We start from the raw sequence: 12,512 nt of genomic DNA on the forward strand, positions 1-12,512 counted from the left end.
AACGATCACCCTCACAACGGGCAACGATCTCCGAACACCCATCCAAACCGCTGATCAGCGGTACTCAAGAACACCCCACGAGTGCGACGGCGGAGTGTGTCTGCGGAAAACGCGGACCGCTCCGCCTTCGTCGTTTCTGCTCGGCCGCGCCTCGGGGTGCCGGGGCTTCGCCACCCGCACCCCCTTCGCGCGGTGCCGGGGTGGACGGCGCAGACCGCTACGCCCTCGTCGTTGTCCACAGTTTCCGGTGATCCCGTCCTCCCTCAGCGGAGGACGGGATCACCGGATATGAGGCCGTGGTCGCGGGCCGCCGCCCGTATCACGGAGACGGGACGGGCATGCTCCGGACAGCCGACCATCGGGTCTTCGAGGCTGCGCAGCTTCGTGACCAGGGCGCGGCTTTCCTCATCGTTGGGCGTGTAGACCACGATGCGCGTCTCCGGGGCGTTCCCGGCGGTGAGCGAGGTCGAGGTCAGCCGTATCTCGCCGACCGAGGCATGCGAGATGACCTTGACGCGATGGCCCGGCGGGGCGACGTCGCAGTGCTCCCACAGCCCCGCGAACCACGGGCTGACCGCCGACAGCCGCCGGATGAACGACTCCCACGCCGGTTCCCCGACATGTCGCCCGTACGCGGATCTGAGCGTCGCGACGAGGATGGGAAGCTCCTCGGCGCGGTTCTGCACGGGGCAGCAGCACTCGGGCCTGGTGAACAGCTGCCACAGCACGTTGCATTCGGGGCCGGGCACGATGTCCACGACCGGGAAGAGGTCGTGATAGGCGGAGTTTCCGCCCAGGATGTCGTATCTGGCGTTGTAGATGACGGCCGGGAGCGGGTCGAGGGCCTGGATGATCCCGAGCAGGTCCGGGCTCACCGAACGCGCGTCGGCCGTCCGCCCGGGCACGTACGGCACTTCCGCGAGGTGGTACAGATGCTCGCGCTCGGTGTGGTCCAGGCGGAGGGTGCGGGCGACCGCGTCGAGCACCTGGACGCTGGCGTTGATGGGGCGGCCCTGTTCCAGCCAGGTGTACCACGTGATGCCCACGCCGGAGAGCTGGGCGACCTCCTCCCGGCGCAGCCCGGGCGTGCGGCGGCGGAAGCCCGGCGCTATCCCGGCTTGCTCGGGTGAGATCCGGCCCCGGCGGTTCCGGAGGAACGCCGCGAGCTCGGCGCGCTTGCGAGGGGAGGCGCCGGCCCTCTCCGACTTCTCCGCGACCGTCGCTTCACTCATGACCCCGCTCCTTTCCCTTCGGACCGCGCCGTCGGCGCCCGCCCCTCGGCACCTGCCGCCGTCCCGTTCAGCCCGTCCGCCACGCCCGCCCCATCTTCGCCGCAGCGGGCGGCCGGAAACAGGTGCTGTCAGTACCAGCATCAAGGGGCTCTCGTTACTGGTATCGGCCTGAGGTCAAGCTCGGCGGTATGCCATCCACGCTTCCCTCAACTCCCGCTCCTCGTAGTAAAGACCACGGCACTGACAGTCCACCCGGCACCAGACCCGGCGAACAGCGACGGGCGGCGCCACGGTCCGGCTGGGTGCTGTTCATCGTGCTGGCCGGGCAGTTCATGGCCTTGCTCGACGTGTTCATCGTCAACGTCGCCGCCCCCACCCTCCGCAGCGACCTGCACGCCTCCGGCGCGGGGCTCCAGCTCGTCATAGCGGGCTACACCATCTCCTACGCCGTGCTGCTGATCACCGGCGCGCGGCTGGGCGCCCGCCTCGGCCACCGGCGGTGCTTCCTGTTGGGGCTCTCCGTCTTCACCGCCGCCTCCCTGGCCTGCGGACTGGCCGCGAACACCGAGCAGCTGATCGCCTTCCGGTTCGTTCAGGGCGCGGGCGCCGCGCTGATGCTGCCCCAGGTACTCAGCCTGATCCAGCGGACGTTCACCGGCTCGTCCAGGGCCCGCGCGCTGGGCGCGTACTCCGCCGTTCTGGCATCCGGCGCCGCCGCCGGGCAGATCGCGGGCGGCGTGCTGGTCCACGCGGACCTGTTCGGCTCCGGCTGGCGCCCGGTGTTCCTGGTGAACGTGCCGATCGGGCTGCTGCTGCTCGTTCTCGGGCCACGGCTGATGCCGCGCGACGAGACGGGTCCCGGGCGGTCGGCCGACCGAGGCCGGCCGCTCGACGTGCCGGGACTGCTGCTGCTCGCCGGCGCGGTGACGCTCTTCACCGTGCCGCTGGTGCTCGGTCAGGAGCAGGGCTGGCCACTGTGGGGGTGGATCGCCCTCGGCGTGAGCGTGCTGCTGGCGGGCACGTTCGCCGCGTACGAGTCGCGGCTCGCCCGGCGCGGTGGCGCTCCGTTGATCGCTCCGCACGTGGTCCGCGCGCCCGGAGTCCCGGTCGCTGTGGCCAGGATCATCCTGGCGATGGCGGTGAACGCGGGATTCCTCTTCGCCATCACGCTCTACGTGCAAGGTGTCCTCGGCTACAGCGCACTGCGCGCCGGGCTGACCTTCGCGCCCACGGCGGTGGCCTTCGGCCTGGTCGGGCTCAACTGGCAGCGGCTGCCCGCCCGCTGGGGGCCCGCGATCGTCCCGGCCGGATTCCTGCTCGCCGCGGCCTCCTTCACCGTCCTCGGCCTGTCACTGCGGGGCGGCGGGGACGCCGGGCCCGGGTTCTATGTGGCACTGGCGGGCATCGGGGCCGGACTCGGGCTCGCGTACAGCCCGGTCCTCACGCGCACACTGGCCGGGGTGCGCCCGCAGGACGCGGCGGACGCCAGTGGGGTGCTGGTGACCTCGGCCCAACTGGGCATGCTGATCGGCGTCGCGGTCTTCGGCGCGGTCTACCTAAACCGCCTGGAGGCGCCGGGTGGGAACCCGTCAGCGAACGCCCTGTGGGCCACCGCGCTGGCGCTGGCGTGCACAGCTTTGTGCGGGGCGGTCACGAGTCTGCTACGACCGCGAAGCTGACCCGTCGGCTCTCCCATGACAGAATCGAATCGCCGCGAGGGGGACGGTGCCGACAGAGAGGGCTGTGCGATGCCGACCAGCATTCTGGAGGAGGTCAACGACCTTCTTGAGATCGCTGAGGCTCAGGGCTATGACTGGCTGCCCGAGTACGCACTGCGCTTCACCTGCCCCGTAGGTCCCGTCGGTACGACCCGGGACGGGACGTGGCTGGAGCACGAAGCCCCGGTTCTCCAGTGCCCGGCCTGTAGTTCCGCCCATGTGGCACAAGTGCTTGGTGACAACGGCGGGATTTCCTACGTGTGCACGGCCTGCGGCCATAGCTGGAGCTGATAGATGGGTGCGCACAGCCGGAAATGCGACTGGTGTGGCAGCGGAACGCCGATTGTCCGTGACATGGAGCCGCTGAACGCCGACTATCAGTACTGGTGCGTGGAGTGCGCGCGGGCGCTGATCATAAAAGGCGACCCCATCGAGACGTACCGCGAGCTTGAGGGCGAGCCGATCTACGGTCGGCTGCTCGACGAGCACTGCACGTTGAAACGGTTCTACTCGTTCGCGAGAGCTTGATCCGCCGACGGCTGAGCGGTGCTGGGCCCGGTCGACCAGGTCGGCCCGGACATACGAGGTCAGGCGGGCCGCGAGGCGCGGGCCGGTCTCTCCCGGCCTTGTGAGTGGCGGCGCCCGCGGTCGAGCGCCGCCACCACCGGGGCGGTCGCCGTCAGCCAATCGATTTGGCAGAAGACCAGGTGGTCCGTGTAATGTAGGCGATGCCGCCGAGGGAAACCCCGGCGGAAACAATCTGGGGCTATAGCTCAGTTGGTAGAGCGCCTGCATGGCATGCAGGAGGTCAGGAGTTCAATTCTCCTTAGCTCCACGAGTACGAGGGCGAACTGTCTCCGCGGAAAACGCGGGCCGGTTCGCCCTCGTCGTTTCTGCTCGGCTGCGTATCGCGTTGCGGGGCTTCGCCACCCGCACCCCCTTCTGAGGGCGCCGGGGTCGGCTGGGCAGGGTGCGCATAAGCGGGGTCAAGGGTCACAGAAGTGAAAGCGGGTCATCCGATAGGGATGGCCCGCTTTCCCGTGTGCGGGGCGCGCTATATGCGCCGCATGGGGCTCCCGTTGTTCCCGTTGTTCTTATTGTTCCTGTTGTTCCCGTTGTGCCGGTTGTTCCCGCGCCCTGTCAGGGGTTGGCGTCCAGGCGCAGGGCGAGTGCGGGGCAGCGGCGTACGGCTTGTCGCGCGCGCTTGTGCAAGTGGTCGGGCACGGGCGTGTCCGCGAGCGAGGGGAAGCCGTCCGAGCTCAGCCGGACCAGCTCCGGCAGGAGCCCGGCACAGAGCCCGTGCCCTTCGCACAGCGTCCAGTCCACGGCGAGCTTTTCGCCCTCGGGCGCGCCCGCGCGTGCCGTGGACGGCAGCGGCAGCACCCCGACCGTCGGCCGGCCGCAGCCGCCGCCCAGCACGTGGGAGGCCAGATCGTCGGTGAAGGTGGCCAGCGCCGTGAGCACGAAGCGGGCCGCGCCGTCCGGGTGCTTGCACGCACCCCGGCCTCGTACTGCCTGCGCCGTCTCGCGAACGGCGTCGAGCGCCGCCCTGCCTCCTCCGCCCACCACGTCGGCCACCGCACCGGCCAGGGTGGGCAGCCCGGAATGGCAGGGGCCGCACTGCCCGGCCGACTCAGCGGCCAGCCAGTGCGCGACACGTACCGTCTCACCCAGCGGGCACACGTCGGCGGAGAGCGGCAGCACCGCGCCCGCGCCCAGCGTCGCGCCACAGGCGGCCAGCCCCTCGTGTGAGGCGAGCGCGGCGTACGCCGTCGCCGGGTCGAGCCATGCGCCGTGGTAGCCGCCGACCAGCACCCCCTGGGGCGCCGGAACGGCCCCGCACCAGCGCAGCAGATACGTCAACGGCACCCCGGCAGGCGTCTCGACCACGACCGGACGTGGCACGGACCCGGACACGGTGAGCAGCAGCGTGCCGTGCTCGGTCGCGGTGCCGCCGGTGCCGTAGCCGGACACGCCGAGCCGGGCGGCGATGGCGAGTTGGGCGAACGTCTCGGTGTTGCCGAGCAGCGTGGGCGTACCGCCGAGGCCGGTGGCTGAGGCGCGCTCCCCGCGCCCCGGCGGCAGAGCGGGGCCGCCGTCGGCGCCGCGCAGCAGCGCTGACGCCTCGCCCGAGACAAGGCGCTCGGGGAGGCGCACCACGCGGGCGCGGACCGGGCTCCCGCGCCGGTCGCCGAGCGCCCGCTCGGCGAGCGCCGCCCGTACGGACGCCTCGGACGACGCCCGCGTCACCCCGATCACCACAGTGCTCGCTCCCAGTGCCTCGGCCGCGAGCACCGCGCCGTCGAGCACCAGATGTGGCGCGCGGCAGAGCAGCACACCGTCCTTGCGGCAAGCGGGTTCGCCCTCGCACCCGTTGACGACGACGGCAGGCGGGAGACCACCGCGCCGCGCCCCGTCCACCACCGCCCGCACCTTGTGCGCGAAGGGGAAACCGGCGCCGCCGCGTCCCCGGAGATTGACGGCGTGAGCGAGCTCGATGAGCTGGGTGGCCGTGAGGGAGGGCAACGAGCCGTGCGTGACCAGGTGCGCCTTGCGGTCAAGCCGCTCCGCCGTGTCGAACCCGGCGGTGAGCCGGGGTGGCCCGAGCGTGAGGACGTCCGGCGTGTCGGGCAGCGGTGCGTCCGTGGAGGCGGTCATCGGGTACCTCACCGAGTCGGGTCGGAGGGCCAGGCGGAGGGCGCTGTTCCTGGCGGCGCGCCTGGGGTGGGCGGTGGAGTGCCGGGCCCGGTACCGGTGTCGGTATCGGTATGGAGGCAGGCGCCCGGGTCGGTGCCGGTGTTGGGGCTCGCGTACGTTCCGGGCGCGGGGTCCGCGCATGGTCCGGTTTCGGGAGCGGGGCCGGTGGTCGCGCACGTTGCGGTGCCGGTGCCGGAGCCCACGTACGTGCCGGGGCCGGGGCCAGGGCCAGGGCCAAGGCGTGGGCCTGGACGTGCGCAGGTTCCGTCGCCGGTTACCGGGCCGGGGCTCGTGCCGATGCCCGCCGCCGTGTCGGTGGGGCCTTGGCGCAGCCGGTGGAGCAGCGCGCCCATGACGGCGGCGAGGCACAGCACATAGGCGCTGACCACCCAACCCGGTGGCGTACGGCCGGACTTCAGCCCGTGCAGGATGGCCGCGCACCACGCCGGGTACGCGCACGCGTGGAGCGCGCGCCAGCGCCACGCTGCCCGGTCATGTCCCGCGAACACGCTGCGCAGAGCGCCCGAAGCCGCCGCGAGCACCGTGAGATACGCGGCGAGCGTCCCGAGGCCGAGCAGTGCCTCGCGGCCCCGGACGCCGGCGCCGAAGGGGACCGTAGCGGCGAGGAGACCGGTGTGCCCCTCGGAGACCTTGATGACGACGTGCAGGAGGAGGAAACCGAGCGCGGCCACCGCGATGGCCCGGTGGACCCCCTGCGCCAGGAGTCGCAGGCGCGGGCTGAGCAGGCGCCGCTCCGCCGCGATGAGGCCCCAGACCACGGTGGCGGTGAGCGCGACGAGCGCGAGGACCCCGCCCGTGACGTCGATAAAGCGACGTAGCCAGCCGCTCGTGGCGAGCGCCAGGCAGCAGCCGAGCACGCCACAGGAGGTGAGCACGCGGACGGTCCCGGGGCGGGCTTCCGCTCCGGGGCGCGAACGGGAGCGCGGGCGTGCGGCGCGGGCGCGGGCCATGGCGCTGCGGACGCGAGGGCCGGGTGCGGCGTACGCGTGCGCGGCGCGCGCGTGGGTGGCGGAGACGGCGTCGTCGGCGGGAGCTGGACGGGAGGCGGGACCGGGTGCGAGCCCCGGCCCCGGCGCGGGCCGGGGGCCGAACCCTGGAGGCTCTGAGTCCGGGGGGACCACGGGGCGGGCGGCGGCGCCATGGGTGCCGGGGGCCAGATCGGGCATGCCGCTCCTGTGGCGCTGACGCATGCGATGCGAAGGCATGCCCGGCACGCTAGGTAGCGGCCGCCGAGGAAGGACGGCCTTCCGGTAACCCGGGCCGGGCACGCCCCAGCGCTGCTAGCGTCGATCGGTCGGGCGCACGGAGAACCAGGCGCCGTACGGAGAACCAGGCGCGCGTCGCACCAGGCGCGCGGAGAATCCGGACGGTCGAGAACCGGACAGCCGAGAACCCGGCGTGCGGAAGGCCGGGTGGGCGCGGGCCGGGACCGGGATCGGGCCCCGGCGCCGGGTGGTGGCCGCCGGGCGTGGCGGCAGCCATCGAGCGGGCCCTTGTACCGCTGCGGTAACCTGACCCCATGCGTGCCGTACGCCTTCTGCTTAGCGAGCCGCGCTGACCCACTCACCCGGTCACAGAATCCGGGTGGCATCGGCGCGGCGTCCCCTCCTGTGCGAGGGGCCTTTTTGTTTCAGGAACAAGAGGGTTCGTTTCAGAAGCAAGAGGGTTCGTTTCCGTACCGCTGGCAGAGACGATCGATGGAGCTTTGAGGACGATGAGCGAGACGTATTCCTCCCCCAGCATTCGGCCGGAGGGCCCCCCGGCCGAGGTGGCCGCCCCGCACCGTTACACGGCGGCGATGGCCGCTGACATCGAGGCGCGCTGGCAGGACTTCTGGGACGCGGACGGCACGTACGAGGCGCCGAACCCGGTGGGTGACCTCGCCGGTGGCGCCGAGCTGGTCGCCAGGCCCAAGAAGATGATCATGGACATGTTCCCGTACCCCTCGGGCGCGGGGCTGCACGTGGGTCACCCGCTGGGCTTCATCGCCACCGACGTCTACGCCCGCTACCAGCGGATGACCGGCTACAACGTCCTGCACGCGCTGGGCTTCGACGCCTTCGGCCTGCCCGCCGAGCAGTACGCCGTGCAGACCGGCACGCACCCCCGGCTGTCCACCGAGGCCAACATCGAGAACATGCGGCGGCAGCTGCGCCGCCTGGGGCTGGGCCACGACCAGCGCCGGTCGATCGAGACGATCGACCCCGAGTACTACAAGTGGACCCAGTGGATCTTCGTACAGATCTTCAACTCCTGGTACGACACCGAGGCGCGGAAGGCCCGCCCGATCGACGAGCTGGTCGAGCAGTTCGCGTCCGGTGAGCGTGCGGTTCCGGACGGCGCCGCCGGGGCCGGGCGGTCGTGGGCGGAACTGTCCGCCGCCGAGCGTGCCGAGGTGCTCAGCGGCTACCGGCTGGCGTACGCCTCCGACGCGCCGGTCAACTGGTGCCCCGGCCTGGGCACGGTGCTGGCCAACGAGGAAGTGACGGCGGACGGCCGCTCCGAGCGCGGCAATTTCCCGGTCTTCAAGGCGAAGCTGCGCCAGTGGAACATGCGGATCACCGCGTACGCCGACCGGCTGCTGGAAGACCTGGACGCGCTGGACTGGCCGGAGGCCATCAAGCTCCAGCAGCGCAACTGGATCGGCCGCAGCGAGGGCGCGCGGGTGGACTTCCCCGTGGCCGACGACAAGGTCACCGTGTTCACGACCCGCCAGGACACGCTGTTCGGCGCGACGTACATGGTGCTGGCGCCCGAGCACGACCTGGTCGAGAAGATCACCCCGGCCGCCTGGCCCGAGGGCACGCACGACGTGTGGACCGGTGGGCACGCGAGCCCGGCCGAGGCGGTCGCCGCGTACCGCAAGCAGGCCGCCTCGAAGTCCGACGTCGAACGGCAGGCCGAGGCCAAGGACAAGACCGGCGTCTTCACCGGCGCGTACGCGACCAACCCGGTCAGCGGCGAGCGCGTCCCCGTCTTCATCGCCGACTACGTGCTGATGGGCTACGGCACCGGCGCGATCATGGCCGTTCCGGCGCACGACAGCCGCGACTTCGCCTTCGCCCGCGCCTTCGAGCTGCCGATGCGCTGCGTGGTCGAGCCGAGCGACGACCGTGGCACCGACCCGAGCACGTGGGACGACTCCTTCGACTCGTACGAGGCGAAGATCGTCAACTCGACCGGCGCCGGCGTCTCGCTGGACGGTCTCGTCGTCACCGACGCCAAGCAGAAGATCACGGACTGGCTGGCCGAGCGCGGGATCGGCGCCGGGACCGTCAACTTCCGGCTGCGGGACTGGCTGTTCAGCCGCCAGCGCTACTGGGGCGAGCCCTTCCCGATCGTCTACGACGAGGACGGCGTCGCGCACGCGCTGCCCGAGTCGATGCTGCCGCTGGAGCTGCCCGAGGTCGACGACTACTCGCCCCGGACCTTCGACGCGGACGACGCGGACACCTCCCCGGAGACCCCGCTGTCCCGCAACGAGGACTGGGTCAACGTCGAACTGGACCTGGGCGACGGCGTCAAGCGCTACCGCCGTGAGACCAACACCATGCCCAACTGGGCTGGTTCGTGCTGGTATGAGCTGCGCTACCTGGACCCGAACAACCGCGAGCGCCTGGTCGACCCCGCCGTCGAGCAGTACTGGATGGGCCCGCGCGAGGGTCAGCCGACCGGCGGCGTCGACCTGTACGTCGGTGGCGCCGAGCATGCCGTGCTGCACCTGCTGTACGCGCGGTTCTGGTCGAAGGTGCTGTTCGACCTGGGCCACATCTCGTCCTCCGAGCCGTTCCACAAGCTCTACAACCAGGGCATGATCCAGGCGTTCGTCTACCGCGACAGCCGGGGCATCGCCGTACCGGCCACCGAGGTGGAGGAGCGCGACGGCGCGTACTTCCACCAGGGCGAAAAGGTAAGCCGGCTGCTCGGCAAGATGGGCAAGTCGCTGAAGAACGCCGTCACGCCGGACGAGATCTGCGGCGAGTACGGCGCCGACACGCTGCGGTTGTACGAGATGGCCATGGGCCCGCTGGACGTGTCCCGGCCGTGGGACACGCGCGCGGTCATCGGCCAGTACCGGCTGCTGCAGCGGCTGTGGCGCAACGTCGTGGACGAGGCGTCCGGCGAGGTCACCGTCGTCGACGCCGAGCCGGACGAGCCGACGCTGCGAGCACTGCACAAGGCGATCGACGGCATCGGCCAGGACCTGGCCCAGCTGCGGTTCAACACGGCGGTCGCCAAGCTCACCGAGCTGAACAACCACCTCACGAAGGTGCCCGACGTGCCGCGTTCGGTGGCCGAGTCGCTGGTGCTGCTCACCGCGCCGCTGGCCCCGCACATCGCCGAGGAGCTGTGGCGCAAGCTGGGCCACGAGACGACGATCGTGCACGAGCCGTTCCCGGTCGCCGACCCGGCGTACGTCCAGGACGAGAGCGTGACCTGCGTCGTCCAGCTCAAGGGCAAGGTCAAGGCCCGCCTTGAGGTCGCTCCTTCGATCTCCGACGACGAACTGGAGCGGCTCGCCCTGGCGGACCCGGCCGTCGTCGCCGCGCTGGGCGGCGCGGGCATCCGCAAGGTGATCGTACGGGCGCCGAAACTGGTCAACATCGTCCCGGCGTAAGCGCGGGCGTGCGCACTACCGCGCGCCGACGGGCGTGCGGACGGCGCGTGACCTGGCGGTTAGTCGCCCTGATGGCCTACGGAGGCCGGTATGGGGGATGACACCTAGGGGCGGATCGCGGGTTCCGGCGGAACCCGCGATCCGCCCGGCCCGTTTACGGTGGGATACGCAGGTTGTTGCCGGACCCTAGACCGCAGGAGCGCGATGGAAGCCGTAGTGGGAATCCTGGCGCTGCTTTTCCTCCTCTTCGTCGCGACCGGTGTCTACGCGACCGTGAAGGTGGTGAAGGCGGCCAAGAGCCGCGTCGACCGCACGGTCACGCAGGCGCGCCGCACGGTGGAGGACACCAGGCTGCGGGCGAAGCAGTACACGCAGTCGGGCGCGGTAGGCGAGATCGCCGAGCTGCGCCTCTCGCTGCGCACGTCGATGCGGGCGACCCGGCAGGCCCTGGAGGCCACCGCCCCTGAGGACGCCTCCCTGACCGAGGCGCTGGCGCTCTTCGAACGGCTCAGTGCGCATGGCCATGAGGTCGATGACGACCTGCGACGGCTGGAGGCCGAGCCCGACCGCGCCCGCGTCGCCGCCCGCCTTCCTGAGCTGCGCAAGCGTACGGAGCGGGTGACGCACTCGGCGGACTCGCTGCGCTGGGCGAGCCAGGACCGGGCCGGACGCTTCGCCGAGGACGACCTCGCCGACCTGGGAAACCAGATCGCGATGGAGGCGAGCGCGCTACGGCACTGGCGCTCGACCCGCGCGGACGGGGCGGACGGACTGAGCGGGCTGGACGGACTGAACGGCCTGGACGGGCCGGATGCTGTGGCGGGGGCGGAGGGCCCGGGCAGTCCGGACGGTGTGCCGCGTACGGACACCGCGAAGCCCGCCGCGCAAGCGAAGCCCGCCGCGCAGGCGGCTCCCGCTGGTCGTACGGAGCCGCCTCGCCCGGCGGGAACCGACCGCCCCGGCATGGCCGGGGCGGCCCAGGCGGAGGCGGAGGCGGCAGAGCAGGGGGCGTCGCCGCGCGCCGGGGAGTCGCAGGAGCCGGGACCGCGCGCCGTCACGGCTGCTGACCCGCGACAGCGAAAGACCTCTTCTTGGCAGAAGGCCACCCGGCCCGAGAGCACCACGTGACAGGACCGAGCGTCATCCGGTCCGAGAACCCCCCGCTATCGATGACAGACGCCCCCCGATAGCCTGCCTGTCATGTCCCGTCATGTCGCGATCATCACCGATTCCACGGCCTACTTGCCGCACCAGGCGATGGAGCGGCATCACATCACCGCCGTGCCGCTGACGGTGGTGCTCGGTGACCAGGCGCTGGAGGAAGGCACCGAGATCTCGGCCCGATCCGTCGCGCAGGCACTGCAAAAACGCACCCCGGTCACCACTTCCCGGCCGAGTCCCGCCGTCTTCGCCGAGGCGTACAGGGCGGCGGCGGAAGCGGGGGCGCGGGGCATCGTGTCACTGCATCTGTCCGCTGAGTTCTCCGGGACGTACGACGCGGCCGTGCTGGCCGCGCGCGAAGCGCCCGTCCCCGTGCGCGTGGTGGACACCGGCATGGTCGCGATGGCGCTCGGCTTCTGCGCCCTGGCCGCGGCTGAGACCGCCGACGCGGGTGGCACGGTGGACGAGGCCGTGGCGGCGGCCGAGAAACGGGCAGCCGGGACATCGGCCTTCTTCTACGTCGACACCCTCGACTACCTGCGACGGGGCGGCCGCATCGGCGCCGCGCAGGCACTGCTGGGCTCCGCGCTGGCAGTGAAGCCGCTGCTGCAACTTGAGGAAGGCCGCATCGAAATGCGGGAGAAGGTGAGGACGGCGTCGAAGGCCATCGCGCGGCTTGAGGAGCTCGCTGTGGAGCGCGCCGGAGTGCGTGAGGTGGACATCGCCGTGCATCATCTCGCGGCGGAGGAGCGGGCGGCGCAACTGGCGGACCGGCTCCGGGAGCGGGTGCCTGGTTTGGTGGAGCTGCACGTCAGCGAGGTGGGAGCGGTGATCGGCGCGCACACGGGCCCGGGGCTGCTGGGGGCTGTGGTGTCACCGCGATAGGGCGGGGGCTTGTGCTCCATGAGGTGAGCGGAGGGGAGCGGGCTTCCCTCGTGTGGGTGACGAAGTTATCCACAACTGGTGAGTTATCCCCGGAAGTTGCGGCCCTTCAGCGAGATCGGCCTGCGGGCTCTACCGTCGGTCGACATGAGATCACGATCACGCAGGGTGACGGCTGGTGCG

9 protein-coding genes and 1 tRNA gene are annotated in these 12,512 nt (G+C 71.5%); 7 read left to right on the plus strand and 3 right to left on the minus strand.

The window, feature by feature from the left end:
- Window positions 1–263: 263 nt before the first annotated feature.
- Window positions 264–1,232, minus strand: coding sequence for a helix-turn-helix transcriptional regulator (locus AC5P1B_RS16610; protein WP_493887950.1), 969 nt, complete (start codon window positions 1,230–1,232; stop codon window positions 264–266).
- A 188-nt stretch (window positions 1,233–1,420) separates the two neighbouring features.
- Here AC5P1B_RS16610 and AC5P1B_RS16615 point away from each other — a divergent pair, with 188 nt between their 5' ends.
- The 4 genes from AC5P1B_RS16615 (at window position 1,421) to AC5P1B_RS16630 (ending at window position 3,785) form a co-directional block, all read left to right on the plus strand.
- Window positions 1,421–2,911, plus strand: coding sequence for an MFS transporter (locus AC5P1B_RS16615; RefSeq protein ID WP_493887951.1), 1,491 nt, complete (start codon window positions 1,421–1,423; stop codon window positions 2,909–2,911).
- A gap of 69 nt (window positions 2,912–2,980) precedes the next feature.
- Entirely contained in the window at window positions 2,981–3,241 is a 261-nt protein-coding gene (locus tag AC5P1B_RS16620) for a hypothetical protein (RefSeq protein WP_493887952.1), read from the plus strand.
- Window positions 3,242–3,244: 3 nt separating this feature from the next.
- The gene (locus tag AC5P1B_RS16625; RefSeq protein WP_493887953.1) at window positions 3,245–3,478 is read left to right on the plus strand and encodes a hypothetical protein; all 234 of its coding nucleotides are present in this window, start codon (window positions 3,245–3,247) and stop codon (window positions 3,476–3,478) included.
- A 234-nt stretch (window positions 3,479–3,712) separates the two neighbouring features.
- Window positions 3,713–3,785, plus strand: a tRNA-Ala gene (locus tag AC5P1B_RS16630).
- A 305-nt stretch (window positions 3,786–4,090) separates the two neighbouring features.
- On the opposite strand, the gene AC5P1B_RS16635 is transcribed toward AC5P1B_RS16630, so the two are convergent.
- Together AC5P1B_RS16635 and AC5P1B_RS16640 are read right to left on the minus strand one after the other, a co-directional pair.
- Window positions 4,091–5,608, minus strand: a complete 1,518-nt coding sequence (locus AC5P1B_RS16635) for an NADH-ubiquinone oxidoreductase-F iron-sulfur binding region domain-containing protein (RefSeq protein ID WP_493887954.1) — start codon at window positions 5,606–5,608, stop codon at window positions 4,091–4,093.
- An 8-nt stretch (window positions 5,609–5,616) separates the two neighbouring features.
- Window positions 5,617–6,834 carry a hypothetical protein gene (locus AC5P1B_RS16640; RefSeq protein WP_493887955.1) on the minus strand — a complete coding sequence of 406 codons (1,218 nt, stop codon included), beginning with the start codon at window positions 6,832–6,834 and terminating at the stop codon, window positions 5,617–5,619.
- 548 nt (window positions 6,835–7,382) lie between these two features.
- On the opposite strand from AC5P1B_RS16640, the gene leuS reads away from it, so the two are divergent.
- The 3 genes from leuS (at window position 7,383) to AC5P1B_RS16655 (ending at window position 12,332) form a co-directional block, all read left to right on the plus strand.
- The gene (gene leuS / locus AC5P1B_RS16645) at window positions 7,383–10,286 is read left to right on the plus strand and encodes a leucine--tRNA ligase (protein ID WP_493887957.1); all 2,904 of its coding nucleotides are present in this window, start codon (window positions 7,383–7,385) and stop codon (window positions 10,284–10,286) included.
- A gap of 204 nt (window positions 10,287–10,490) precedes the next feature.
- Complete coding sequence (locus tag AC5P1B_RS16650) at window positions 10,491–11,414, plus strand: hypothetical protein (protein WP_493887958.1); 924 nt, start codon at window positions 10,491–10,493, stop codon at window positions 11,412–11,414.
- 72 nt (window positions 11,415–11,486) lie between these two features.
- Entirely contained in the window at window positions 11,487–12,332 is an 846-nt protein-coding gene (locus AC5P1B_RS16655; protein WP_493887959.1) for a DegV family protein, read from the plus strand.
- Window positions 12,333–12,512: the final 180 nt, after the last annotated feature.

It is taken from the genome of Streptomyces sp. A01, assembly GCF_059026195.1.

What these genes read in the sequence shown, in the direction of transcription:
- AC5P1B_RS16615 (WP_493887951.1), top strand. Translation starts at nt 1,421, where the DNA reads ATGCCATCCACGCTTCCCTCAACTCCCGCTCCTCGTAGTAAAGACCAC.
- AC5P1B_RS16620 (WP_493887952.1), top strand. Translation starts at nt 2,981, where the DNA reads ATGCCGACCAGCATTCTGGAGGAGGTCAACGACCTTCTTGAGATCGCT.
- leuS (WP_493887957.1), top strand. Translation starts at nt 7,383, where the DNA reads ATGAGCGAGACGTATTCCTCCCCCAGCATTCGGCCGGAGGGCCCCCCG.
- AC5P1B_RS16640 (WP_493887955.1), bottom strand. Translation starts at nt 6,834, where the DNA reads ATGCCCGATCTGGCCCCCGGCACCCATGGCGCCGCCGCCCGCCCCGTG.
- AC5P1B_RS16635 (WP_493887954.1), bottom strand. Translation starts at nt 5,608, where the DNA reads ATGACCGCCTCCACGGACGCACCGCTGCCCGACACGCCGGACGTCCTC.
- AC5P1B_RS16625 (WP_493887953.1), top strand. Translation starts at nt 3,245, where the DNA reads ATGGGTGCGCACAGCCGGAAATGCGACTGGTGTGGCAGCGGAACGCCG.
- AC5P1B_RS16655 (WP_493887959.1), top strand. Translation starts at nt 11,487, where the DNA reads ATGTCCCGTCATGTCGCGATCATCACCGATTCCACGGCCTACTTGCCG.
- AC5P1B_RS16650 (WP_493887958.1), top strand. Translation starts at nt 10,491, where the DNA reads ATGGAAGCCGTAGTGGGAATCCTGGCGCTGCTTTTCCTCCTCTTCGTC.
- AC5P1B_RS16610 (WP_493887950.1), bottom strand. Translation starts at nt 1,232, where the DNA reads ATGAGTGAAGCGACGGTCGCGGAGAAGTCGGAGAGGGCCGGCGCCTCC.